We start from the raw sequence: 24953 nt of genomic DNA on the forward strand, positions 1-24953 counted from the left end.
CGCATCGCAGCATCAGGGCGGTTTTTTCATCACCACGAACAGCGCGCTTCTTAACGCCGTTCCTTAAAACGCGTCTCCCGGCACCCGCACCCAGCCTTCCATCAGCACGCGCGCGCTGCGGCTCATGATGGCCTTCGTGACCGTCCATTCGCCGTTCTCCTGGCGCGCTTCGGCGCCCACGCGCAGCGTGCCCGACGGATGCCCGAAGCGCACCGCGCTGCGCTCGCCGCCGCCCGCCGCGAGATTCACGAGCGTGCCCGGAATGGCCGCCGCCGTGCCGATCGCCACCGCGGCCGTGCCCATCATGGCGTGGTGCAGCTTGCCCATCGACATGGCGCGCACCAGCAGATCGACGTCGCCCGCTTCCACACGCTTGCCGCTCGACGCCGTGTAGCCCGTGGGCTGCGCCACGAAGGCGATTTTCGGCGTGTGCTGGCGCGTGGCGATCTCGTCGAGGTTCTTGATGAGGCCCATGCGCAGCGCGCCGTACGCGCGGATCGTTTCGAACTTCTTCAGCGCCGCTGCGTCGCCGTTGATCGCATCCTGCAATTCCGTGCCCGTGTAGCCAATGGCCTCGGCGTTCACGAAGATCGTCGGAATGCCCGCGTTGATCATCGTGGCCTTGAGCGTGCCGACGCCCGGCACTTCGAGGTCGTCCACGAGGTTGCCGGTGGGGAACATCGAGCCGCCAGCGCCTTCTTCTTCGGCGGCCGGGTCGAGGAATTCGAGCTGCACTTCGGCGGCGGGGAAGGTCACGCCGTCCAGTTCGAAGTCGCCCGTTTCCTGCACGTGGCCGTTCGTCATCGGCACGTGCGCGATGATCGTCTTGCCGATGTTGGCCTGCCAGATGCGCACGGTTGCAACGCCGTTATCGGGCACGCGGCTCGGGTCGACGAGGCCGCCGCTGATCGCGAACGGGCCCACGGCGGCAGAGAGATTGCCGCAGTTGCCGCTCCAGTCCACAAAGGCCTTGTCGATGGCAACCTGGCCGAACAGGTAGTCCACGTCGTGGTCGGGCTTGCTGCTCTTCGACACGATCACGGTCTTGCTCGTGCTGGAGGTGGCGCCGCCCATGCCGTCGATCTGCTTGCCGTACGGGTCGGGGCTGCCGATCACGCGCATGAGCAGCTTGTCGCGCGCAACGCCTGGCTGCTGCGCCGAAGCGGGCAGATCCTGCAGGCGGAAGAACACGCCTTTGCTGGTGCCGCCGCGGATATAGGTGGCGGGGATTTTGATCTGAGGTACGTGTGCCATGTGTTGTCCTGAAACGAAGGGCGGCGCATGTGTCGCCACTGCGCCGCCCGTTTCCCGTTTATGCCGCTGCCTGCGACGACTCGAGGAAGTCCTGTGCGAAACGCTGCAGCACGCCGCCTGCGTCGTAGATCGACACTTCTTCGGCCGTATCGAGTCGGCAGGTGACCGGCACTTCCACGCGCTCGCCGCTCTTGCGGTGAATTACGAGCGTGAGGTCGGCGCGTGGCGTGCGCTCGCCGATCACGTCATAGGTTTCTGTGCCGTCGATGCCGAGCGTCGTGCGGTTCGTGCCCGCCTTGAACTCCAGCGGCAGCACGCCCATGCCGATCAGGTTCGTGCGGTGAATGCGCTCGAAGCCTTCCGCGACGATCACTTCCACGCCTGCGAGACGCACGCCCTTGGCCGCCCAGTCGCGCGACGAACCCTGGCCGTAGTCGGCGCCAGCGATGATGATGAGCGGCTGCTTGCGCTCCATGTAGGTTTCAATGGCTTCCCACATGCGCGTGACCTTGCCTTCCGGCTCGATGCGCGCGAGGGAACCCTTCTTCACCGCGCCGTCCACCACGGCCATCTCGTTGATGAGCGTGGGGTTCGCGAAGGTCGCGCGCTGCGCCGTGAGGTGGTCACCACGGTGCGTGGCGTACGAGTTGAAGTCCTCTTCCGGCAGGCCCATTTTCGCGAGGTACTCGCCCGCTGCGCTGTTCGACAGGATGGCGTTCGAAGGCGAGAGGTGGTCCGTCGTGATGTTGTCGCCGAGCACGGCGAGCGGGCGCAGGCCCTTCAACGTGCGCTCGCCGGCCAGCGCGCCTTCCCAGTACGGCGGACGGCGAATATACGTGCTTTGCGCGCGCCAGTCGTAGAGCGGGTCGGTCGTTTCGCCGCTGTCCGCCGTCACCGCGAACATCGGCTCGTAGACCTTGCGGAATTGCTCGGGCTTCACGCTCTTCGCGACGATGGCGTCGATCTCTTCGTCGCTCGGCCAAAGGTCCTTGAGGTACACCGGCTTGCCGTCCTTGTCCGAGCCGAGCGAATCGCGTTCGATGTCGAAGCGGATCGTGCCCGCAATCGCGTACGCGACGACGAGCGGCGGCGAGGCGAGGAACGCCTGCTTGGCATACGGGTGGATGCGGCCGTCGAAATTGCGGTTGCCCGACAGCACGGCGGTTGCATACAGGTCGCGCTCGATGATCTCCTGCTGGATCTTGGGGTCGAGCGCGCCCGACATACCGTTACACGTGGTGCAGGCAAATGCGACGATGCCAAAGCCCAGCTTTTCCAGATCCGGCAGCAGGTTGGCTTCTTCGAGGTAAAGCTCGACAGCCTTGGAACCCGGCGCGAGCGAGCTCTTCACCCACGGCTTGCGCGCGAGGCCGCGTGCGTTCGCGTTGCGCGCGAGCAGGGCGGCCGCGATCACGTTACGCGGATTGCTCGTGTTCGTGCAGCTCGTGATGGCGGCGATGATGACGGCGCCGTCGGGCATCTGGCCCGGCGTTTCTTCCCACTTGCCCGCAATGCCGCGCTCGGCGAGCGCGGACGTGGGCAGGCGCTTGTGCGGGTTCGACGGGCCGGCCATGTTGCGCTCCACGCTCGAAAGATCGAACGTGAGCGTGCGCTCATATTGCGAGTGGGCGAGCGTGTCGGCCCACAGGCCTGCCGTTTTCGCGTAGGTTTCGACGAGCTTGACTTGCTCTTCTTCGCGGCCCGTGAGGCGCAGATAGTCGAGCGTCTGGTTGTCGATGAAGAACATCGCAGCCGTGGCGCCGTATTCGGGCGCCATGTTCGAGATCGTGGCACGGTCGCCGAGCGTGAGGCTCGACGCGCCTTCTCCACGGAACTCCAGGTACGCGCCCACGACCTTTTCCTTGCGCAGGAACTCGGTGAGGGCGAGCACGATGTCGGTTGCGGTGATGCCGGGCTGGCGCTTGCCCGTAAGCTCCACGCCGACGATATCGGGCAGGCGCATCCACGATGCGCGGCCGAGCATGACGTTTTCGGCTTCGAGGCCGCCCACGCCGATGGCGATGACGCCGAGCGCGTCCACATGCGGCGTGTGGCTGTCCGTGCCCACGCAGGTGTCGGGGAACGCCACGCCTTCGCGCGCCTGGATCACTGGCGACATCTTCTCCAGATTGATCTGGTGCATGATGCCGTTGCCCGGCGGAATCACGTCGACGTTCTTGAACGCCTTCTTCGTCCAGTTGATGAAGTCGAAGCGGTCGACGTTGCGCCGGTCTTCGATCGCGCGGTTCTTGTCGAACGCGTCCGGATCGAAGCCGCCGCATTCCACGGCGAGCGAATGGTCGACGATCAGCTGCACCGGCACGACCGGATTCACCTTGGCAGGGTCGCCGCCCTGGTCGGCAATGGCGTCGCGCAGGCCAGCGAGATCGACGAGCGCGGTTTGCCCGAGGATGTCGTGGCAGACCACGCGCGCCGGGAACCACGGAAAGTCGAGGTCGCGCTTGCGCTCGATGAGTTGCTTGAGCGAAGCGGTGAGCGTGGCCGGGTCGCAGCGGCGCACGAGGTTTTCAGCGAGCACGCGCGAGGTGTAGGGCAGCGTGTCGTAGGCGCCGGGCTGGATGGCCTCGACGGCTTCGCGCGCGTCGAAGTAATCGAGCCGGGTGCCCGGGAGGGACTTGCGGTAGGCGGTATTCACGGCTTGGGGACCAAAGATGTAGTGGGTTGGCGGCGGCTCTCGTGCGCGATGAGCGAATGGCCTCACTCTATACGCGCGCGCCGCCGTCTCCCAGTCGTCCGGACGTCATAGTCCGTCCGGACGGCTGGTTTGCGTCGATCAGCGCTTGCTGATCGGCGTGAAGTTCAGATTCTCCGGACCCGTGTAATTCGCGCTCGGGCGGATGATCTTGTTGTCGATGCGCTGCTCGATGATGTGCGCGCTCCAGCCGGCCGTGCGCGCGATCACGAAGATCGGCGTGAACATGGCGGTCGGCACACCCATCATGTGATACGACACGGCGCTGAACCAGTCGAGGTTCGGGAACATCTTCTTGACTTCCCACATCGTCGATTCGAGGCGCTCGGCAATGTCGAACAGCTTCATGTTCGACTGCTCTTTCGAGAGCTTCTTGGCGATTTCCTTGATGACCTTGTTGCGCGGGTCCGAGATCGTGTACACCGGATGGCCGAAGCCGATCACGACTTCCTTCTTCTCCACGCGCGCGCGGATATCGGCTTCTGCGTCGTCGGCGTTTTCGTAGCGCGACTGGATCTCGAACGCGACTTCATTCGCGCCGCCGTGCTTCGGACCGCGCAGTGCGCCGATCGCGCCCGTGATGGCCGAATAGATGTCCGAGCCCGTGCCCGCGATCACGCGGCCCGTGAACGTCGAGGCGTTGAACTCGTGCTCGGCGTACAGGTTGAGCGACACGTGCATCGCGTCGACCCACGACTTCGACGGCGCGCGGCCGTGCAGCAGGTGCAGGAAGTGGCCGCCGATCGAGTCGTCGTCGGTTTCGACTTCGATGCGCTTGCCGTTGTGCGAAAAGTGATACCAGTACAGCAGCATCGAGCCGAGCGACGCCATCAGGCGGTCGGCGATATCGCGCGCGCCCGGCAGGTTGTGGTCGTCCTTCTCGGGCAGCACGGTGCCGAGAACCGAGACGCCGGTGCGCATCACGTCCATCGGGTGTGCCGAGGCGGGCACGGCTTCCAGCGCCGTCTTCACGGCGGCGGGCAGGCCGCGCAGCGCCTTGAGCTTCGCCTTGTAGCCGGCCAGTTCCGCCGTGTTCGGCAGCTTGCCGTGCACGAGCAGGTAAGCGACTTCTTCGAATTCGCACGCGGTGGCGAGATCGAGAATGTCATAGCCGCGGTAGTGAAGGTCGTTGCCGGTGCGGCCCACGGTGCACAGCGCCGTGTTGCCCGCCGCCACGCCCGAAAGCGCAACCGACTTCTTCGGCTTGAAACCGCCGGCGGCTTGCGTGGTGTTTTCTGCTTCGCTCATGATGTCTTCCTCTGTCCAGGTATCTATGATCAATGGTCTGTATGGCCGGATTTACTTCTTCGCGGCAAAGAGCGCGTCGAGCTTGTCTTCGTACGCGTGATAGCCGAGGTAGCGGTAGAGGTCCTCGCGCGACTGCATCGTCGAGACGGCGGCCTTTTGCGTGCCGTCGCGCTTGACGGTCTCGTAGAAGTTCAGCGCGGCGGCGTTCATCGCACGATACGCGCCGCAGCAGTAGAGCGCGATATCCACGTTCGCGTTCTTGAGTTCTTCGGTGGTGAAGAACGGCGTCGAGCCGAATTCCGTGAGGTTGGCGAGAATCGGCACGTTCACGGCGGCGCGGAAACGGCGGTAGTCGTCGAGCGTCTTCATCGCTTCCGGGAAGATCATGTCCGCGCCCGCTTCCACGTAGGCCACCGCGCGCTCGATCGCGGCGTCGATGCCTTCCACGGCGGCCGCGTCGGTGCGGGCCATGATGACGAACTGGTCGTCGGTGCGCGCGTCCACGGCGGCCTTCACGCGGTCCACCATCTCACCGGTGGCCACGACTTCCTTGTTCGGGCGATGGCCGCAGCGCTTCTGGCCCACCTGGTCTTCCAGGTGCACGGCCGCCACGCCCGCCTTGATGAACGACTTGATCGTGCGCGCGATGTTGAAGGCGCCGCCCCAGCCGGTGTCGATGTCGACCATCAGCGGGATGTCCACGGCGTCGGTAATGCGGCGGGCGTCGGTCAGCACGTCGTCCATGGTGCTGATGCCGAGGTCCGGCACGCCGAGCGAGTTGGCGGCCACGCCGCCGCCCGAGAGATAGACGGCCTTGAAGCCGGTCGCCTGCGCGAGTTTGGCCGCATAAGCGGTGATGGCGCCGACGACCTGCAGCGGTTGTTCGGCGGCCACGGCTGCGCGGAATTGCGCGCCGGCGCTTGCGGGGGATTTGCTGTTCATGCGTGATGTCTCCAATTGAATCGCCGACTCATACTGCAGATAGCGTGCCAGCTCTGCGCAACGAGGCTAACGCATTGATTTTCCGTGGAATTCGCCAAACTGCGTTGCAGGCCCTGATTTCCGTGATGAAATCATGATTTCAAAATTGAAATCGGCGCGCGATAATGCGAAATCAGGCTGACGGCCGGCTTTCGACCGCATCGGCGGCGGCGCCAGACGCCAGGACCGCATCGTTGGACACCATGAACCGCTTCCCTGCTCCCGCTTCCCCCGCAATCCGCCCGTGTGTGTGGGCCATGGGCATCAGCCGCCTGCGCGACCTCTTTCGCGACATCGCCCGCGAATACGACGAACTCGCGGAGCTGCGCGTGGTGCCGCGCGGCTTCGAGGAAGCGGTGGCCGAAATCGCCGCGGCGGGGCCCAACCAGCGGCCCGATGTGGTGGTGGCGGCGGGCTCGAACGGCACTTACCTGAAGGCGCGCATCGACTTGCCCGTGGTGCTCGTGCAGCCCACCGGCTTCGACGTGATGCAGGCGCTTGCCCGCGCGCGCCGCGAAGCCGATCTCGTCGCGCTCGTCACCTATGGCGAGACGCCCGTGGAGGTGCGCCGCTTTGCCAGCGCCTATGGCATCGACGTGGTGTTCGGCCAATATCGCACGGTCCAGGACGCCGAAGCCTGCGTACTCGACCTGCGCGACCGGGGTGTGGGCGCGGTCGTGGGGCCGGGCCTCGTCAACGATCTCGCGGCCCGGCTCGGGCTCGTGCCGTTTTTCGTCTACTCGCGGCCTTCGGTGCGCGCGGCCTTCGACAACGCGCTGGACCTCGTGCAAGCCACGTGGCGCGAAACGCAGCGTCGCCAGCGCCTCGACAGCGTGCTGCAACATCTGCGCGATGGTGTGGTCGCGCTCGACGCACGCGGCCGCGTGGAGGCGATCAACCAGCGCCTCGCCGCCGTGCTCGACATCGATCCGGCGGCGGCGGCGGGGCAGTCGCTCGCGGCAATCGCGCCCGACATCGCCTTCTCGCTGCCCGAAGCCGATGGCGAATCGCTCGAGACCGTGCGCGGCGTGAGCTATGTCGTGCATCGCGGGCCGCTCGTCGATAACGGCGTGACGACGGGGGCCGTGCTCACGTTCCAGGAGTCGCGCGCGGTGGAGCGGCTCGACCGCACGCTGCGCTCGCGTCAGCGCACGCAGCAGTTCGTCGCGCGCTATCGCCTGGACGACCTGAGCGGCGCAACGCCTGGCATCGAGCGCGTGCGCCAGCTCGCGCGGCGCTATGCGAAGTCGGACGCCACCGTGCTGATACGTGGCGAGAGCGGCACCGGCAAGGAGATGATCGCGCAGGGCATTCATCGCGAGAGTCCGCGGCGCGATTTTCCGTTCGTCGCCATGAATTGCGGTGCGTTTCCCGAGGCGCTGCTGGAGAGCGAACTGTTCGGCTACGAGGAGGGCGCGTTCACGGGCGCGCGGCGCGGCGGCAAGGTGGGGCTCATCGAGGCGGCGCACCGCGGCACGCTCTTTCTCGATGAAATCGGCGAGATGCCGTTGCCGTTGCAAAGCCGCCTGCTGCGCGTGCTGCAGGAGCGCGAAGTGGTGCGCCTCGGTGCCACGGAGCCCACGCGCGTGGACGTGCGCGTGGTCGCCGCCACGCACCGCGCGCTCACCGAGCAGATCGAGGCGGGCGAGTTTCGCGCGGACCTCTTCTATCGCCTGAACATTCTTAATCTCGCCATTCCGCCGCTGCGCGAGCGCAGCGCCGATATCGCGCTGCTGGCGAGCGAACTGCTGTTGCAGGCCTCGCGTCGCGAGCAGCGCGTGGCCGTGCGCATCCGTACGCCCGAAGATGCGGCGCGCACGCTCGCGCTCGTGAGCGGCGCGCTCGCACGGCACGCATGGCCCGGCAATGTGCGCGAGCTGCAAAACGTGGTCGAGCGGATGGTGGTGGAACTGGCCGATTCGGAAGAGGACGTGCTGACGCCGGACGTGCTGCGCTCGATCGCGCCTGAGGTGTTCGAGTCGCGCCGCGCTGCGAGTGGCGCCCAGGCAATGGCGGCAGAGGGCGCGCTGACGTTGCGCGAGCGCAGCCTGAACACCGAAGCCGACGAAATCCGCGCCGCGCTCGACGCCTGCAACGGCAATCGCGACCGCGCGTGCGAGATGCTCGGCATCAGCAAGACGACGCTCTGGCGGCGCCTTTCCGCCGCGAAGGGCAAGCGCGCGAATGTGGCAACTGAAGCAGTGGCCGAGCCAACCGTGGCAACTGAGGCAACGGCGCCTCGCAAGGCGCCGCGCGGTTGAATCGCGCTCAGTTCTTCAGCGTGTTGAGCAGCGGCGCCACCGTCCCATGTAAATGCAGAATCTCGGGACTCGCCTGCAACAACGCCTGATAGCGCTCGTAGAACTCCGCCGATTCCTCGCCGGAAAATAGCGCGGCCACGCCTTGCGCCGCGCCGATGCGATCGTCGGGTGTCGCGTCCTTTGCGTCGAGGGTTTCGTCGACGTTGGCGATCACCGTCGAGAACGGCATGAGCCAGCGAAATCCCGAGCCGTTGATGAGCACCTGCAGGAAGGCCGCCGGCGTGACCGGCCCGAACTCGCGTTCGTACTCCTTGCGCTCGTGGTCGAGAATCGCCTTGTGCAGCGTGAGCAGCGGCTTGCGCACGTTCGAGAGAAATTGAATCGCGCTTTGTTCGTTCATCTTGCGGCTCCTTCTGTGGCGCTCGGCCGGTCCTGACGAATCGTCGGACGACGCGCGCCGGATCATGAGGTAGCGCGAACCGTTCGCGCAGAGATGCGGACGATGGTAGCGCAATGGCCGGCGGCATGTGACCAGGCGGTGGTCAATCGGTGGCGGGGCGGTGCAGCGCTACACTCTGCCGGTCCGCGAAATCGCAACGCCCGTGCCGACCAACCCGAGAACGCTTCGATGACGATGACGATCCTGCCGCTGCGCCGCGACGACCTGCCGTTCGACACCGCCGAGCTGGCGCGCTTCATGGTTGGCAAATATCTCGTGCGCGACATGGCGCGCGGGCGCATGGCTGGGCGGGTCGTCGAAGTCGAAGCGTATCCCGTGGGCGACTCCACGAGCTACGCCTACATCGGACGGCGGCCCTATAACGCCGCGATGTTCCTCGAACGCGGTCATGCGCACGTGCGGCTGACCTACGGCAGCGCATGGATGTTCAACATGTCGAGCGAAGCCGTGGACGTGGGCGCCGGCATCCTGTTTCGCGCACTGGAGCCGCTCGAAGGCATCGGCGCGATGGAGGCGCTGCGCCCCGGCGTCCCGCTGCGCGATCTCGCGCGCGGGCCGGGGCGGCTCTCGCAGGCGTTTGGCATTGCGGCGGCCTTCGACGGCGTCGATCTTTGCCGTGGGCACGGACTCTGGATCGGCCGCGTGGACGAACCCGAGCGGCCCGTGGGTGTGACGACGCGCATCGGGCTCTCGCGGGAGATGGACCGGCCGCTGCGCTTCTACGAACTGGGCAGCCGCTTCGTGAGCGGGCCGCGCAAGCTGCTGGATGGCAGTGTCGCCCCGTTGTGACTTGCGCAAGCGCCGCGCCACAAGGCGCTCGCGGGGCAACCCATGCGTGCGGCATTGTTGCTTTGGTTGAAAGTGTATTTTCTCAAATTAAGGGTTTCCCCTGGTCTCTCGTCTCAATACACTGAAGTCACTGGTTTGGCGGTGCAACCAGACACCGCCGCCGGCATAAAACAAGTGATGGAGGTAATGACCATGAAGTCCCGTACCCTGATTCAAGCCGCATTCGTCGCCGCCCTCGTGGCTGCTCCGGCCCTTTCGTTTGCCCAGGTGCAAGGCAACGGCCCGGTCACGCGCGCCGAAGTGAAGTCCGAATTGATCCAGCTCGAGAAGGCCGGCTACAACCCGGCTACCGCCAACGACGCGACGTACCCGGCCGACATCCAGGCCGCCGAAGCGCGCGTGAACCAGCAGGAAGGCCTGGCGCAAGCGCCGGCCGCCGAAACGAGCGGCTATGGCCCGTCGACCTCGGGTTCGGCGCAGTCGGGCCAACCGGCCACGATGCGCCCGTCGCAGTCGGTGTACTTCGGCAACTAAGCGGGCAACTACGCGGGTAGCCGTGCGGACGACTGGGCAGGGCGCGCCCTCACAGGGCGCCAAAGCCCAGCCGGAGCGCACGCCGCAATCGGCTGTCGCTCAGACACCGGCGCATGCGACATCGATAGGCCACAGGTTGGCCGCTTCCGCGCAAGCCGGTGCCCGGGCACTTCGAGCAGGCTAGACGCCCGCGCAAGTTGACCCCGCAACGCGCCCACCCAGCAAGGCTCCCAGCCGATACCGGCGAAGCTGGACACCGTTCCGCCTTCGCCGCACGGCGCCGCGCAAACCATTCGCGCGATTTTTCATGCGTGGAACCTCCGCCGCCGAAAGGTGGCTTCGCCCAACCCCGTCGGGATTGGGCGTTTTTTCACATCTGAAGGTTCCAGGACCGAACGCTACGTCAGGCGGCAGGCCCGCCGGTGATGTAGTGCTCAAGCTGCTCGATCGTGAACTTCTGCTCGGCGATGATTTCCTTCACCAGGTCGCCGATCGACACCATTCCCACGAGCTTGCCGCCGTCCATGACGGGCAGGTGGCGCATGCGCCGTTCGGTCATGAGCGCCATGCAGTCGTAGGTGGTCTGCTGCGGCTCGACGAAGCGCACGTGCGCGCTCATGATGTCGCGCACGGCGGTCGTTTTCGACGATCGGTCCATCAGCACGATCTTGCGCGCGTAGTCACGCTCCGTGACGATGCCGGCGATCGTTGGACCGTCGGTCACGAGCAGCGCGCCGATCTGCTTATCGGCCATCAGGCGGATTGCGTTGTAGACGGAATCGGAGGCTTCGATCGTGTACACCACCTGTTCCGGCTTCGATTTGAGTACCTGTGCAACGCTTGTCATAGGGCGACCCCTCTTCGTCCTTCTGGTTGTGCAGTCATTGCGCGGCGCGGCAGGCCGGGAGTGTTGCCCGTCAAGCCATTGCAAAGCCATTCCAGTATAGGCGGCTGGCGTGCCGCGCGTCGTCGGGGTATGCGCGGGGTCGCACCATTTATGCCGAGGGCATGGGGCTCGCTCGAGCCGCTATCCGGGCGGCCGCCGGAACCGCCACGCAAGCGCGGCGCGGCGGGGTGGAGCAAATGGCGGTAAACTCCGGTTCCGAACTTCAACCCGGCCCTGTGCCGGTTTTTGCCAGTTTCCTGTTCCAGATCATGCCTACGCTCCCTGAGTCGTCCTGCGCGGACGGCGATAACGCCAACGAATGCGTCGTACTTGACGCGATCGCCACGCTGCCGACCCGCTACGGCACGTTCGAGTCCTATGTCTACCGGGTGAAGGACGGCGGCGCCGAGCATCTCGCGCTCGTCATGGGTGACGTGGGCAGCGGCGAGCCCACGCTGACGCGGCTCCACTCCGAATGCCTGACCGGCGACGTGTTCGGCTCCTACCGCTGCGACTGCGGCGAGCAACTCGACCTCGCGCTGCGCTATATCGCGGCCGAAGGCCGTGGCGTGCTGCTCTACCTGCGTGGCCACGAAGGCCGGGGCATCGGTCTGTCGAACAAGATCCGCGCGTACCAGTTGCAGCAGCAGGGTCGCGACACCGTCGAGGCAAATCTCGATCTCGGCCTGCCCGACGACGCGCGCGAATACGATTCGGCGGCGGCGATCCTGCGTCTGCTGAAAGTGTCGTCGGTGCGGCTCATGAGCAACAATCCGAAGAAGTTCGACACGCTCAGGCAGCATGGCCTCCCCGTGATCGAGCGCGTGGCGCTCGCGATCCCGATGCGCGAGGAAAACGAGCGGTATATCCGCACGAAGCAGGTCAAGTTCGGGCATTACTTCGAAGAAAACGAATAATCCGCGTCGGGCAGCGGGCACGCGAATTGCGCAGCGAAAAATCAAAATAGATGGAACAGGGAGAAACGATGTCCAAGCGCCTCAAGACGCGCGCGCTCGCCTCTGCGCTCGCCAGCGCGTGCCTCGCAACCGGTCTCGTGCTCGCGTCGTCCGACGCCAGCGCGCAAACCGCGGCCTACACGAGCCAACCCGTCGATTTGTATGCGGGGCCTTCCGGCGACTACCCAGTCGTTTCCGAACTCGGACCCGGCCAGCCCGTCACCGTAATGGGCTGCGTGAGCGACTACTCGTGGTGTGATGTCACCGTGCCCGGTCTGCGCGGCTGGGTCTATGGCGGTTATCTCAGTTATCCGTATCAGGGCAGCTACGTGCCGCTCACCAGCTATGGCGCGGCGATCGGCCTGCCGGTCGTGGCGTTCTCGCTTGGCGCCTACTGGGGCAGCTTCTACCGCGACCGGCCGTGGTATGGCGAACAGCAGCGCTGGGAGCACGTGGCGCCGCCCGAGCGCGGCCGGCCGCCGGCAACGCCGGCGTGGCACGGTGCACCGGGCCATCCGCCCGCCATGCCACATGGCGGTGGCGAGCGTCCGCCGGAGCCCAATGCGTCGATGCGCGGCGGCCCGCCGCAAGCGGCGGAGCGCCCGCCCGGCAATCAGGAAGCGCCGCGCGCGCCGGGCAACATGCCGCCGCCGGGCGCGGGCCGCCCGCCCGCCAACATGGAGCAGCCCGCAATGCGTCCGCACGAGGCGGGGCATCCGCCTGAGCAGCAGCAGTTCGGCGGCCGGCCGCCGGCCGGGGCGCCCGCGCAGGGCTACGCTCGTCCGCCGGAACCCCAGCCGCAAGGCGGCATGCGTGCGCCTGGTCCCGCACCGCAACAGGGGCGGCCGCCTGCGCCGCCTCAGGGTGGTCAAGGTGGCCATGCTCCCAGCCAGGGTGGCGAACGGGGCAACGACCGGCAACCCGAGCATTAACCCATAGCGATGTTCTTCGCTGCAGCGGCGGGATCTCCATGGTGGGATCTCGCCGCTGCTGTTTTCTGACATTGACTTAGGAATGCCAGGCAATCGGCGTGCATGAACGCCAGGTGCCGCGTTGGTCAGATACGCTGGGGCAACGGCCTAAGCCACACCGATCGCCACTCTTACACCTCATATCGCCGTCCTGACGGATTTAACAATCCCTGACAGTAAATTCGTAGCGCCCAGGTGAGAATACGTCGTCGCGGCAAGTGCAAGCACAGCCGCAAGACGCCAGAGCCAGGCGCGTTTCGCGCATGCGCCGCTGGCAACGGATTTTTGCTACGGGGGCTGGCTCGCTCGGGACTTGGCGACGCAGTCAGCAAGAGGAAGTCAGAGCGAACCCGAGTTCGCCGGATAACGCTGGGAAAACCAGTGCTTTGAGGTGGACGTGGCGATGGCGGCAACGTGCCTCGTCGTGCAGGGAGGCGGCTGCGGCCCGCTGACAGCGTCGGGCGGTGACGCTCGCAGCGGGGCTCGCGCCGGGCACGACGATGACTGCGCTGGCGGTCCGACTCCGGGGGCGGATTCCGGAGACCACGCAGTGCGTAGCACGCGGCCGTCGCCACATTTTTTTCCACACTTCTGAACGCATTCTTTTTGCCGCTTCGCGCATAGCGAGCGGCTCGACGTTGTTGCGTCCGCGAAAAAACGCCTGGCCGCTTCACTTCTGCTGCTCTGCCTGTTTGTCTTCACGGGGGCTCCATGTTTTTCCGATCCGGCCGTATGCGTTTTCCACCGGGCTCGCGCGTTGACGGCCCCGACGATCGCCGCGAGTTCGACCGCGTCGAGCTCGACCTTGCGCGCGACCGCCACGCGCGCGCCGCAATGGAGGCTTATGCGGATTCCTGCGCGGCCGAACTCCCGTGGCTCAGCGAAGCGCTGCGTCTTTCGCGTTTCGCCGCGGCTGAGCGCCTGACACAGTGTTCGTCCACGGTGCTGCGCGTGTTTGTCACGGCGCAGTCACGCGCGGCCGTGCAGCCCGACTATGCGCACGCGGCGTGGGAGCACGTGCGCTCCCATCTGACCGCGCTGCTTGCGGGATCGCCGTCAACCGCAGGCGGGGCGGGCAAACCCGGCTCGAACGACGGTAAATTCGACTACCATGAGTGATTAACATGAGAGCGATCTGTTCACCGAAGACGAGCGCGGCCTCACGCTCCCATTTTTTTCGAGACGCGGCGAAAGTAGTGGGCTTTGGCACACGGCGGGTTGCGCGTGCTGCCAGCTCCAGGGTGGTTGGTCTGCGACCCGGCGCCGGTGCACGCGGCGGGCGTCGCCAGACGACGGTCACGGCTGCAGCGCGATGCGGCAGGCAGGCAGTCCATCCTGAGACGATGAAGAACAAACCTGGTTGCGGGGTGCTATGAGAATTGCGGTACTGGATGACGATGCAGCGCAGACAGAATTCGTCTGCCAGGCCTTGAGCGCGGCGGGCCACGCCTGCCACGCGTTTGCCAAGGGCAGCGAGCTCGTCAGGCAGCTTCGGCGGCAAACGTTCGATCTGCTCGTGCTCGACTGGAACGTGCCCGACATGGCCGGCGACGAAGTGCTGCACTGGGTGCGGCAGAGCCTCTCCACGCGCCTGCCGGTGCTCTTCATGACGAGCCGCAGCCGCGAGGTCGACATCGCGCAAATGCTCAACGCAGGCGCCGATGACTACGTCGTCAAGCCCGTCTCGGCGCCGGTGCTGATCGCCCGGGTCAATTCGCTGTTGCGCCGCGCCTATCAGCTGCACGCGCCCGCGCTCAAGGAAATCTTCGGCGAATACGAGTTCGACCTGAAGTCGCGCCAGGCCTCGGTGAGCGGGCGCAACGTCGCGCTTACGCAGAAGGAGTTCGATCTCGCGCTCCTGCTGTTTCAGCATCTGAGCCGACCGCTTTCGCGCGCGCATATTCTCGACGTGATCTGGAAGCAGTCCGACGACATTCCCTCGCGCACAATGGACACGCACGTTTCCATGCTGCGCTCGAAGCTCGGCTTGCGTCCCGAAAACGGCTATCGACTTACGCCGATCTACGGCTACGGTTACCGGCTCGAGCGCATCGAGGGGGACAACGCGTGAGGGGCGCACGTGCGGTGCGCGCCTCTGCGGCTCCGTTCTTTGCCTTCGCGCTTGCGCTCATTTCCCTTCCCCGCGGCGCCGAGGCGCGCGAGAGCGCCCCGCGCGCGCCGGCGCAGTCGCCCGAGATGACCACCTACGTCACGCAGCCCGGCGACTCGCTCTACGACATCGCCACGCGTTACCTGCGCAATCCCGCCGACTGGAAAAAGCTTGCGAGCCTCAATCATGTGAGCGCGCCGCGCCGCCTGCAGCCCGGCACGACGCTGCGCGTGCCGGTAGCGCTGCTGCGCCAGGACGCCCTCAGCGCGAAGGTGATCGCTGCGAACGGTCCCGTGCAGCATGCGTTCCGCGCCGGCCCGCTCCTGCCGCTCACGGTCGGATCGAGCCTCGTTGAAGGCGATCGCGTGCAGACCGGCCACAGCGGCTTCGCCACACTCGAACTGGCCGACGGCTCGCATATCGCGCTGCCGCCCGATACTTCGCTCGACCTTGCCACGCTGCGTCAGACGGCGCTCACCGGCGCGACCGACCGCATCGTCGATCTCCATCGCGGTGAGGTGAGCAGCGAGGTCACGCATGCCACGAAGAAGGACGATCGCTTTCAGATCCGCTCGCCTTCCGTGGTGGCCGGCGTGCGCGGCACGCAGTTTCGCGTGAGCTACGACGGCGACAAGGGCGCAACGGCGGTCGAAGTGCTGGACGGCGCGGTGGGCGTGGACGCCGACTCGCCGGGCCACAACCGCCACGGCGCTCGCGCACAGCCGCCAGGACCCGGCACGCCGCTCGCCGCCTCCGAGCAGCTTGTCGCCGCGCGCTACGGCAGCCTCACGCTGGCGGGCCAGCCAGCGGGCGCGCCGGTCACGCTGCTCGACGCGCCTCAATTGCTGCATCCGTCCAAAGTGCAGGACGACGACGAAGTCGCCTTCGATATCACGCCCGCCGCGGGTGCGAGCGCCTATCGCGTGCAGATCGGCCGCGACGCGGGCCTGCTCGACATGATCCGCGACACGCGCAGCGCCGACCCGCACGTGTCGTTCGCCGACCTCCCAGACGGCACTTACTTCGTGCGCATCTCCGCCTTCGACGCGCGTGGTCTCGAAGGCATGCCGGCGTCGTATGCGTTCGAGCGCCGGCGCGTGGCGCTCGGCGCGAGCGCCGGTCCCGTAGAAGGCTCGCGCGACTTCGCGTTCCGCTGGTTCATCGACCGCAACGCGCAGAACACGCGCTTTCGATTCGTACTCGGCACGACGTCCGATCTGCGCGTGCCGCTTATCGACCGGACCGACATCACGGCGGGCGAGGCCGTCGTGCGTGACCTGCCGAAGGGCGTCTACTACTGGACGGTGATCGCCGAGCAGTTCGACAACGGCCATTACTACCAGAAGGCGAGTCCGGTCCAGTCGTTCAGGCTCGACTGGTGACGCAGGCGCGCATGAGCGTGAGGCCGCCCGCGCGCCTTGGCCGCTCCGTTGGGCGCCGCTTCCTGTTCGAATGGGCCGGCGTGGGATGCGCGGGCGTGGTCGTGGTCGTGCTCTGCGTGATCTGGCGGCTCACGAGCGGCGCCGACCATCTGGTCTATGACCGCTTGCTCTCCGCGCGCTCGCTGCCGGTGTCGCCCGACATCGTGCTCGTGGAGATCGACAACGCGAGCGTGGCCGCGCTCGGGCGCTGGCCGTGGCCGCGCGAGGCGCATGCGCGGCTCGTCGATCAGCTCGCGAAGGCGGGCGCGGCGGCCGTCGTCTACGATGTGCTGTTCACAGAACCGACGCCCGGCGACGCGCACTTTGCGCAGGCGCTGCGCGCGCGTCCGGCGTTCCTCCCCATTCTCCTCACACCCGCCGACGACACCGGGCACCGCGACGCCGTGCGCCCGGTCGCGCCGCTCGCGCAGGCGGCCGCCGGCATGGGCCATATCAACCTCGAAGTCGATAGCGACGGCATCGTGCGCAGCGTCGCGCTCTTCGAAGGCGACGCGCAGCAGCGCTGGCCGCAACTGATGGTGCCGGTCTGGCGCGCGGTGCGCAGCGGCGCCGTGAAGCTCGCGCATGGCACGCCCGCCGCCGCGCAGCGCGATGACGTGCTGCACGCGGCGGCGCCTGGCACCGAGTCGCGTTTCCTGATTCCGTTCAGCGCGAATTCGCAGACCTACCGCACGGTCTCGTTCGCCAACGTGCTCGAAGGCCGCGTGCCGCCCGAGCAGTTGCGTGGGCGCGTCGTGATCGTCGGCGTAACGGCCTCGGGGCTCTACGACCGCTTCGCCACGCCGCTCTCTGGAACGCTCGGCCCGTTACCCGGCGTGTACGTCCACGCCATCGTGCTCGACACGCTGCTCAACGGAACGGCCATCCAGCCCGCGTCGCCCGTCATGGTCGTGCTCGCCTCGCTCGCGCCGCTCGTGCTGCTGCTGGCGGGTTTCCTCGTGCTCTCGCCGCTGCGCACGCTGCTGCTGCTCGCGCTCCTGATCGCCGTGTCGCTTGGCGCGAGCGCGGGCATGCTGCACGGCGCGCGCCTGTGGCTGCCGCCCGTGCCCGCGATCGTCGCGCTGCTCGTCGCCTATCCGGTGTGGAGCTGGCGCCGCCTCGAAATGACGATGGCCTACCTGCGCAAGGAACTGCGCCAGCTCGCCGACGAACCCTACCTGCTGCCCGAAGCGCCCACGCAGCGCCGCGAGTTCGCCGGCGACGCGCTCGCCCAGCAAATGGCGCTCATGGCGCAGGCCGCGCAGCGGCTGCAGGACATGCGCCGCTTCGTGTGGGACAGCCTCGATTCCGTGCCGGAGCCGATTCTCGTCGCCGATCTGCGTGGCGTCGTGTTGATCGCGAATCACGCTTCGCGTACGTATCTCGCCCGCCTGAACGTGAGCGCCGCGGAAGGGCGTTCGATGCAGGACGTGTTCGGCGACCTGTCGCTCGTCAAGCCGATCGACCCCGCGCCCGACGCGATGGCGTTCGCCCACGCGCACTGGCCCGCGCCGCTCGACCCGGCGCGCGGCGAGTTCGCCGAGCTGATGGAGCGCGGCGTGGAAGTGCGCGCGCGTGACGGCAGTGACTACCTGCTGCGCTACGCGCGCTGCACGGACGCGCAGGGGCAGGCGGTCGGCTGGATCGCGGGTCTTGTCGACGTGACGGCGCTGCACGACGCCGAACGCCAGCGCGAGGACGCGCTGCGCCTGCTGTCGCACGACATGCGCTCGCCGCAGGCCTCGATCGTCGCACTCGTCGAGACGGAGCGCGAGCGCGGCACGCTCGCCTCGGAGCCCGTGCGAGGCGTGATGGAGCGGATCGAGCGCTATGCGCGCCGCTCGCTCAAGCTCGCCGACGACTTCGTGCAACTCGCGCGCGCCGAGTCCCAGGTCTATGCGCTCGAGCCCACGAGCCTCGCGGAGCTGCTGATCGACGCAAGCGACGAAGTGTGGCCGCAGGCGCGCGCGAAGCGCATCCAGATCGACACGGCGTTCGAGGGCGAGCAGATGGGCTGGATCAACGCCGACCGCTCGCTCATGACGCGCGCGCTCGTGAACGTGCTGAACAACGCCGTGAAGTACAGTCCTGCGGATACGCGTATCGTCTGCAAGATCGCGCTGGACGACCACGTTCCGCCGCGCGTGGTCTGCTCGATCCGCGATCAGGGCTACGGCATTGCGCACGAAGACCAGGCGAGGCTCTTCCAGCCGTTCCAGCGCTTTCACGCGGAGCAGCGGCCCGAAGTGAGCGGCGCGGGGCTCGGCATGGCGTTCGTGAAGACAGTCGTGACGCGCCACGGCGGCGATGTCCAACTGCAGAGCGAACCGGGCGAGGGCACCGTGTTGACGATGACGCTGCCCGCGTTCGACGCACCGGGTTGAACCGCACGAAAAGCGCATGAATAACCCGATGGAGTGTTTCGTGAAGACCTTGCTGTCGATCTGTCTCCTGCCGATGCTCGTCGCTCTCGCCGGATGCGCTGGCGTGACGACCGACATCGCGGCCACGGGCGCGTTGCCCGCTGCGGCCAGCCAATCGGCGAACTACCGTTTCGCGCCCACACCCGCCCAGGCCGACGCGGGCGAGCTGCTTCCGTACCAGGCATTGCTAAGCGATGGTCTCGCGCAGCGCGGCTTCAACGCGGGGACACCCGAGGCGGCGCGCTATCTCGTCTCGGTGGCGTGGGCCACGCGTCCCGCCGATGTGAAAGTCGTCGACGGCGACTGCGGCGCCGGCTGCGCGCCTGCCGGGGGGGCGTCGTTTCCGTGGTTCGGGCGGCCCTACGTGCATACGTTGACGCTGCGTTTCTTCGCGTTGCCCGATGGCGGCGAGGTCTACAAGGTCAGCGCCGTGAAGCGCGACCGTAACGCCGACGCGCGCGAAGCCGTGCCGTACCTCGTGGCCGGCGCGCTCGCGCGGCTGCCGTACGCCGGCGCGCCGCAATGGCGCGTCAAGCTCAAGAGTCCGCCCAACACCGGCACGACGGATCACGCGCCGGGCATGCCGGAAGTGCTCTCCGTTTCTCCAGTCGACAAGCCGTAGTTCAGGGCAACTTTCCCCAGGCTGCGCTCGCCCCGATGGCGCTATGCTGACTCCCGAATCTGGCGCAACGGTTGCGCACAGACACCACGGGAGTCGCTCATGTTCGATCACATTGGATTGCGTGTGCAGGATCTCGCACGTAGCTTGCGTTTTTACGAGGCGCTGCTTGCGCCGCTCGGCGTCGTGGTGTGCATGCGCGACGACACCTATGCGGGGCTCGGCCAGCCAGGCGAGCCCAGGCTCTGGCTGCACGCCGTCTCGGCCGATGCCGCGCTTGCGCCGCGCGGCGTGCATGTGGCGTTCGCGGCGGCGAACCGCGCAGCGGTCGTTGGATTCTACGAAGCGGGCCTGCGTGCAGGCGCGAAAGACAACGGCGAGCCCGGCGTGCGCGCCGATTACAGCCCCGACTATTACGCAGCATTCCTGATCGATCCCGACGGCAACAACGTCGAGGCCGTATGCTACGCGCGCGAAGCGTGAGCGGCCGTCAGGCGCCGGGCGTGCCGTCCGGCGCCGCTTCGGACGCCGCTTTGGGCACGCTGGGCGCCTCGTCCTGCGGCCAGCGATTCTCGAACACGCATTCGCCAAGCGGCTTGCGTTCGGCCCACTTCTCCATTTCGAGCATCGGTTGCGGGTAGAACGCATCGACCTGACCCACGCAGAGTATCGCGACCGGCTTGGCGCCGGACGGCATGGCGAGCAGGGCGCGCACCTCGTCGACATCGAAGATCGACACCCAGCCCATGCCGAGCCCTTCGGCGCGCGCCGCGAGCCACATGTTCTGGATCGCGCAGGCCACGGAGGCGAGATCCATCTCCGGCAGCGTGCGCCGGCCGAAGACGTGCGCTTCGCGGCGATCCATCAGCGCGACCACGAGCACCTCGGCGCAGTCGCGCATGCCTTCCACCTTGAGCTTCATGAACTCGTCGCGGCGCTTGCCAAGTGCATCGGCGGTCGCGATGCGTTCGCGCTCGACCGCCGCATGCAGTTGCTCGCGCAACGCGCTGTCGGTGATACGCACGATGCGCCACGGCTGCATGAAGCCAACGCTCGGCGCGTGATGCGCGGCGTCGAGCAGGCGAGCCAACGTCGTGGGATCGACGGGCCCCGGTGCGAAGTGCCGCATGTCGCGGCGCTCGTAAATCGCACGGTAGACCGCCGCGCGTTCGGCTTCGTCAAAGGGCTGTGCCATGGAAGAGTGCGGCCGCGAAAGCCGGGTTGGAGGGCCAGTAAGCGTGCATATAGGTGGCCGCGATCGAGCCATGCCGATAAAGCGCCTCGCCGGGCGCGCCAGTCTGTGCGTGGCGTGCCGTGAGCGCGGGCGCAAGCGGCGTGGCGATGCGCGAATAGTGAAACGTGTGGCCGCGCAGCGCGCCATGCGCGCCGTCCAGCTGCTGCATGCCGAGTGCCGCGAAGCGCTTTTGCATGACCGCCTCGCCGGGCAGCAGGCCGAGCATCGGCGTGCGCGTGCCTTCTACGTCGGTTAGTGCATCGAGCAGATAAAGCATGCCGCCACATTCGGCGACGAGCGGCTTTCCGGCTGATACATGTGCGCGCAACGAATTCGCGCTCCGCGTATTGTGCGCGAGCGCCGACGCATGTAACTCGGGATAGCCGCCGGGCAGAAAGATTGCATCAGCGCTGGCGGGCGCGGGCTCGTTCGCGAGTGGCGAGAAATAGTTCACGCTTGCACCGAGAGCTTCGAGCAACGTGATGTTCGCCGGATAGAGAAACGAGAACGCGGCGTCGCGTGCGATGGCGATATGGCGGCCTTCGAGCAGGCGAGGAATTGCTTCGTTATGCGAAGGACTGGTGAATTCCACCGGCGGCGGCAGGTCAGCGAGCGCGGTTTGCGCGAGCGCGTCGGCGGCGCGTTCGATGCGCGCGTCGAGATCGTCGATCTCCTCAGCCTGATGCAGGCCGAGGTGGCGATCGGGCAGCGCCATCGTCGCTTCGCTTGCTACATGCCCGAGCCAGCGCACGTCGGCGGGCAAGCCCTCCTGCAGCATCTGCGCGTGGCGCGGCGAGCCCACGCGATTCGCCAGCACGCCATGAAACGGCACCTCGGGCCGAAAACGCGCGAGACCGAACGCGATCGCACCGAAGGTCTGCGCCATCGACTTCGCGCTCACGACAGCGGCCACCGGCACGCCGAACGTGGTGGCGAGATCGGCGCTGCTCGGTGTGCCGTCGAACAGGCCCATGACGCCTTCGATGAGGATCAGGTCGGCTTCGCGCGCGGCCTGCGCGAGGAGGGCGCGGCACGCTTGTTCGCCCACCATCCACAGGTCGAGCGAGAGCACGGGCGCGCCGCTTGCGCGCGCGAGGATCGTGGGGTCGAGAAAATCCGGGCCGGTCTTGAAGACGCGCACGCGCCGGCCCGCACGGCGATGCAGGCGCGCGAGGCCCGCCGTGAGCGTGGTTTTGCCCTGGCCCGAAGCGGGCGCGCTGATGAAAAGCGCGGGGCAGGCAAGCGTTGCGCTCATGCGCTTAGAACTCCACGCCCTTTTGCGCTTTCACGCCTTGCTCGCGATACGGATGCTTCACGAGGCGCATCTCCGTGACGAGGTCGGCGGCTTCGATCAACGCGTCGGGCGCATGGCGGCCCGTCACGACCACGTGCACGTGGGGCGCGCGCGACGCGATCACGCCGAGCACTTCGTCGAGCGGCAGGTACTCGTATTTGAGCACCGTGTTCAGTTCGTCGAGGATCACCATCGCGTACTCGCCGCTTTCGATCATGCGCCTCGCTTCGTCCCAGCCCTTGCGCGCGGTGGCGATGTCGCCGTCGCGATTCTGCGTGTTCCAGGTGTAGCCGTCGCCCATGGTCACGAAATCGCAGTGCGCGACGCTGCCGAGGAAATCGCGTTCGGCCGTGTGCAGCGCACCCTTGATGAACTGCACGACGCCGAGCTTCATGCCGTGGCCGAGCATGCGCACGGCCATGCCGAACGCGGCCGTGCTCTTGCCCTTGCCGTTGCCGGTGTTGACGATCAGGAGGCCCTTTTCGTGCGTCGCGGCGGCCTGCTTTTTCTCGTGGCCCTCGCGGCGGCGTTGCGTCATGCGTTGATGCGATTCGGGATCGGTTTTCATCGTCGTGAGTGGGGTTGTTGCGGGTTTTTCGCGTCCGCGTTTGCCGGGTTTTCCAGCGTGCGTGCGATCGCGACCGTTACGCCATCAAGCACCAGCTTGCCGTGCACGAGCGGACCACCGGCCGCCGCGAGGCGCGCGCAGGGTTCGCACACGCCGTCCACGCCGAATTGCGCTTGCGCGGCTGCGGAAGGTGGCGCAGTTGTGGGCGTCGCGGCGAGTTGCTCCCGCGTGTACGTATGGAGCGGCAGCGCACGGGCCGCGCAAAACGCTTGCAACGCGGGTTCATCGGCTTTGGCGTCGAGCGTTGCCACGCACGTTACGCTTTCGATCGGCCACGCGCCGAGCGCGGCGCGCACGGCGGCATCGACTTGCGCCAACGTCACGCCGCGCCGGCAGCCAATGCCGAGCACGAGCGACGGCGCGCGCTGTGTGGGTTCCAGCGTGGCTTCGAGTGAGGCTGCGCGCGATGCGCGATGTTCGGCAGGGTTCACGGCGAGAGCGTCGATCGAAGGCGGGACGGCGGAGGCGAACAAGCAAAACGGTCATGTTCCGGCCGGTGCCGGATGCGCGCTACGATAGCACACGCTTTTGCGGCTTCCCACGCCTTCCTTGACGCGCAAGCCCCCCGCGCCTACACTCGCTCGCACTCTGGTGCTCGCGCGCGCGATTCATGATGCGTGCGCAGTTAAACGGGAATCAGGGAGCCATCCCGCCTCGGGCATGGCCAACCTGAACTGCACCCGCAACGGTACAACGAGCGCGGCGTTCGAACGAATGCCGCAAACCGCTTCCATGCTTTACGCAGTCCACGCCACTGTGCGAGCCGGCCGCAAGGCCGTTCGCGCGGGAAGGCGAAGCGGTGTTTCGTCAGTCCGGATACCGGCCAGATACGTGGGATTCGCGCTGCGGGGATGCGGCGCCGGGTCCGTGATTTTCATGCGTCAGCCGGGCGAAGCCTGGGTGCGTTTCCGGTCGTTCGTCCCCTGCAGGTTTTTTGAATCGTTGCGCGTGACGGCGTCTCCACGGATACGCGCGCGCCCGCTAGACGACACCCGCACGAACGGCCAGCGCGACGCACCATGCCCCTCTATCCGGCCTGGCGCCGAAGGAGCACTTCATGCAAATGCGCAAGATTCCGGCCACGATCGTGACGGGCTTTCTCGGCAGCGGTAAAACCACGCTGCTGCGTCACATTCTTCAGCACGCGGGCGGTCTGCGTGTCGCGGTCATCGTCAACGAATTCGGCGAACTCGGCATCGACGGCGAAATTCTGCGCGGCTGCGGTATTGGCTGCGACGAGAACGGCAACGAAACAGAAGGCCAGCTCTACGAACTCGCGAACGGGTGCCTGTGCTGCACCGTGCAGGAAGAGTTCTTCCCCGTGATGGAGAAACTGCTCGAGCGCCGCGGCGACATCGATCACGTGCTGATCGAGACCTCGGGTCTCGCGCTGCCCAAGCCGCTCGTGCAGGCGTTCAACTGGCCGTCGATCCGCAATGCGTTCACCGTCGATGCGGTCGTGACCGTGGTGGACGGCCCCGCCGCCGCGAGCGGTCAGTTCGCCGAAAATCCGCAGGCCGTGGACGCGCAGCGCCGCGCCGACCCGAATCTCGATCACGAATCGCCGCTGCACGAGCTGTTCGAAGACCAGCTTTCGGCCGCCGATCTCGTCATTCTCAACAAGACCGATCTGCTCGACGAAGCGGGCCAGGACGCGCTCATCGCCGAGTTGCGCGAAGAACTGCCGCCGCAGGTGAAGATCGTGCGCGCGCAGCACGGCAAGCTCGATCTGCATACGTTGCTCGGGCTCGAAGCGGCCTCCGAGGAGAGCATTCATCTTCGTCACGACCATCACGGTTCCGCCGACGACCCCGATCATCATCATGACGAGTTCGACTCGGTCGTGGTGTCGGGCGCGGCCGCTTCGCGCGAGACTGTGATCGAAGCGCTGCAACAACTTGTCGACGCGCACACGATCTATCGCGTGAAGGGTTTCGCCGCGCTGCCGGGCGCGCCGATGCGTCTCGTGATTCAAGGCGTGGGCCGCCGCTTCGACAGCTATTTCGACCGCCGCTGGAACGCGCAGGAAAGCGCGGCGCAGCCGCTTGCGAGCCGTTTCGTGCTGATTGGCGAAGACCTCGATGGCGCGGCGCTGCAAATGGCGTTCGATACGGCATTGGCGAACGTGCAGACCGTGGGCGCGAAGTGAACGCGCCCAGCTAGACGAGGCC

At 66.8% G+C, this 24953-nt stretch carries 22 protein-coding genes and 1 riboswitch; of the genes, 12 read left to right on the plus strand and 10 right to left on the minus strand.

The genetic code is table 11. The features are described 5' to 3' along the window. Positions 1 to 63 precede the first annotated feature (63 nt). The 4 genes from prpF to prpB form a co-directional block, all read right to left on the minus strand. Positions 64 to 1254, minus strand: coding sequence for a 2-methylaconitate cis-trans isomerase PrpF (gene prpF / locus L0U83_RS17345; RefSeq protein ID WP_233884985.1), 1191 nt, complete (start codon positions 1252 to 1254; stop codon positions 64 to 66). A gap of 58 nt (positions 1255 to 1312) precedes the next feature. Further along, the gene (gene acnD / locus L0U83_RS17350) at positions 1313 to 3910 is read right to left on the minus strand and encodes a Fe/S-dependent 2-methylisocitrate dehydratase AcnD (RefSeq protein WP_233884986.1); all 2598 of its coding nucleotides are present in this window, start codon (positions 3908 to 3910) and stop codon (positions 1313 to 1315) included. A gap of 138 nt (positions 3911 to 4048) precedes the next feature. Beyond that, complete coding sequence (prpC, locus tag L0U83_RS17355; RefSeq protein ID WP_233884987.1) at positions 4049 to 5215, minus strand: bifunctional 2-methylcitrate synthase/citrate synthase; 1167 nt, start codon at positions 5213 to 5215, stop codon at positions 4049 to 4051. 51 nt (positions 5216 to 5266) lie between these two features. Continuing rightward, positions 5267 to 6157: a methylisocitrate lyase gene (prpB, locus tag L0U83_RS17360; protein ID WP_233884991.1), complete on the minus strand. Its 891-nt coding sequence runs from the start codon at positions 6155 to 6157 to the stop codon at positions 5267 to 5269. A 242-nt stretch (positions 6158 to 6399) separates the two neighbouring features. Here prpB and prpR point away from each other — a divergent pair, with 242 nt between their 5' ends. After that, complete coding sequence (prpR, locus tag L0U83_RS17365; protein WP_233884995.1) at positions 6400 to 8457, plus strand: propionate catabolism operon regulatory protein PrpR; 2058 nt, start codon at positions 6400 to 6402, stop codon at positions 8455 to 8457. A gap of 7 nt (positions 8458 to 8464) precedes the next feature. Here the strand turns inward: prpR and L0U83_RS17370 are convergent, their stop codons facing one another. After that, a complete protein-coding gene (locus tag L0U83_RS17370; RefSeq protein ID WP_233884999.1) occupies positions 8465 to 8857 on the minus strand; it encodes a thioredoxin domain-containing protein in 393 nt (130 codons plus the stop codon). Between the two features lie 228 nt (positions 8858 to 9085). Here L0U83_RS17370 and L0U83_RS17375 point away from each other — a divergent pair, with 228 nt between their 5' ends. Both L0U83_RS17375 and L0U83_RS17380 read left to right on the plus strand, forming a co-directional pair. Further along, positions 9086 to 9706 carry a DNA-3-methyladenine glycosylase gene (locus L0U83_RS17375; protein ID WP_233885001.1) on the plus strand — a complete coding sequence of 207 codons (621 nt, stop codon included), beginning with the start codon at positions 9086 to 9088 and terminating at the stop codon, positions 9704 to 9706. A gap of 192 nt (positions 9707 to 9898) precedes the next feature. Continuing rightward, positions 9899 to 10240 (plus strand): DUF4148 domain-containing protein, encoded by a 342-nt coding sequence (locus L0U83_RS17380; protein ID WP_233885002.1) that lies wholly within the window; start codon positions 9899 to 9901, stop codon positions 10238 to 10240. 403 nt (positions 10241 to 10643) lie between these two features. Here L0U83_RS17380 and L0U83_RS17385 read toward each other — a convergent pair whose 3' ends face one another. Beyond that, positions 10644 to 11087 carry a CBS domain-containing protein gene (locus tag L0U83_RS17385; RefSeq protein WP_233885003.1) on the minus strand — a complete coding sequence of 148 codons (444 nt, stop codon included), beginning with the start codon at positions 11085 to 11087 and terminating at the stop codon, positions 10644 to 10646. Between the two features lie 308 nt (positions 11088 to 11395). Here L0U83_RS17385 and ribA point away from each other — a divergent pair, with 308 nt between their 5' ends. The 8 genes from ribA (at position 11396) to L0U83_RS17425 (ending at position 20109) form a co-directional block, all read left to right on the plus strand. After that, the gene (ribA, locus tag L0U83_RS17390; protein ID WP_042265211.1) at positions 11396 to 12043 is read left to right on the plus strand and encodes a GTP cyclohydrolase II; all 648 of its coding nucleotides are present in this window, start codon (positions 11396 to 11398) and stop codon (positions 12041 to 12043) included. A 68-nt stretch (positions 12044 to 12111) separates the two neighbouring features. Further along, positions 12112 to 13014 carry an SH3 domain-containing protein gene (locus L0U83_RS17395; RefSeq protein ID WP_233885004.1) on the plus strand — a complete coding sequence of 301 codons (903 nt, stop codon included), beginning with the start codon at positions 12112 to 12114 and terminating at the stop codon, positions 13012 to 13014. A 750-nt stretch (positions 13015 to 13764) separates the two neighbouring features. Next, positions 13765 to 14172: a hypothetical protein gene (locus L0U83_RS17400; RefSeq protein ID WP_373321059.1), complete on the plus strand. Its 408-nt coding sequence runs from the start codon at positions 13765 to 13767 to the stop codon at positions 14170 to 14172. A 253-nt stretch (positions 14173 to 14425) separates the two neighbouring features. After that, on the plus strand, positions 14426 to 15124 hold the full coding sequence (locus tag L0U83_RS17405; protein ID WP_233885006.1) for a response regulator transcription factor: 699 nt from the start codon (positions 14426 to 14428) through the stop codon (positions 15122 to 15124). After that, positions 15121 to 16545, plus strand: a complete 1425-nt coding sequence (locus L0U83_RS17410; protein WP_233885009.1) for a FecR family protein — start codon at positions 15121 to 15123, stop codon at positions 16543 to 16545. The genes L0U83_RS17405 and L0U83_RS17410 overlap by 4 nt, the downstream gene beginning before the upstream one ends. 11 nt (positions 16546 to 16556) lie before the next feature. Next, on the plus strand, positions 16557 to 18968 hold the full coding sequence (locus tag L0U83_RS17415) for a CHASE2 domain-containing protein (protein WP_233885011.1): 2412 nt from the start codon (positions 16557 to 16559) through the stop codon (positions 18966 to 18968). A gap of 16 nt (positions 18969 to 18984) precedes the next feature. Next, on the plus strand, positions 18985 to 19629 hold the full coding sequence (locus L0U83_RS17420) for a DUF4136 domain-containing protein (protein ID WP_233885013.1): 645 nt from the start codon (positions 18985 to 18987) through the stop codon (positions 19627 to 19629). A gap of 99 nt (positions 19630 to 19728) precedes the next feature. Then, on the plus strand, positions 19729 to 20109 hold the full coding sequence (locus L0U83_RS17425; protein ID WP_233885015.1) for a VOC family protein: 381 nt from the start codon (positions 19729 to 19731) through the stop codon (positions 20107 to 20109). 7 nt (positions 20110 to 20116) lie between these two features. On the opposite strand, the gene bluB is transcribed toward L0U83_RS17425, so the two are convergent. From bluB to L0U83_RS17445, 4 genes are read right to left on the minus strand one after another with little or no spacing between them, the layout of a single operon-like run. Further along, positions 20117 to 20821: a 5,6-dimethylbenzimidazole synthase gene (gene bluB, locus L0U83_RS17430; RefSeq protein WP_233885018.1), complete on the minus strand. Its 705-nt coding sequence runs from the start codon at positions 20819 to 20821 to the stop codon at positions 20117 to 20119. Beyond that, positions 20805 to 22115, minus strand: coding sequence for a cobyrinic acid a,c-diamide synthase CobB (locus L0U83_RS17435; protein WP_233885020.1), 1311 nt, complete (start codon positions 22113 to 22115; stop codon positions 20805 to 20807). The genes bluB and L0U83_RS17435 overlap by 17 nt, the downstream gene beginning before the upstream one ends. A gap of 4 nt (positions 22116 to 22119) precedes the next feature. After that, positions 22120 to 22722 carry a cob(I)yrinic acid a,c-diamide adenosyltransferase gene (gene cobO / locus L0U83_RS17440; RefSeq protein WP_233885022.1) on the minus strand — a complete coding sequence of 201 codons (603 nt, stop codon included), beginning with the start codon at positions 22720 to 22722 and terminating at the stop codon, positions 22120 to 22122. Further along, positions 22719 to 23255: a cobalamin biosynthesis protein gene (locus L0U83_RS17445; RefSeq protein WP_233885024.1), complete on the minus strand. Its 537-nt coding sequence runs from the start codon at positions 23253 to 23255 to the stop codon at positions 22719 to 22721. Before L0U83_RS17445 ends, cobO begins: the two co-directional genes overlap by 4 nt. Positions 23256 to 23354: 99 nt before the next feature. Beyond that, positions 23355 to 23624: riboswitch (cobalamin riboswitch) on the plus strand. Positions 23625 to 23839: 215 nt separating this feature from the next. Here L0U83_RS17445 and cobW point away from each other — a divergent pair. Beyond that, complete coding sequence (gene cobW, locus L0U83_RS17450; RefSeq protein WP_233885025.1) at positions 23840 to 24931, plus strand: cobalamin biosynthesis protein CobW; 1092 nt, start codon at positions 23840 to 23842, stop codon at positions 24929 to 24931. The last annotated feature ends 22 nt before the right edge of the window (positions 24932 to 24953 follow it).

It is taken from the genome of Paraburkholderia flagellata (assembly GCF_021390645.1).
GTDB lineage: Bacteria > Pseudomonadota > Gammaproteobacteria > Burkholderiales > Burkholderiaceae > Paraburkholderia > Paraburkholderia flagellata.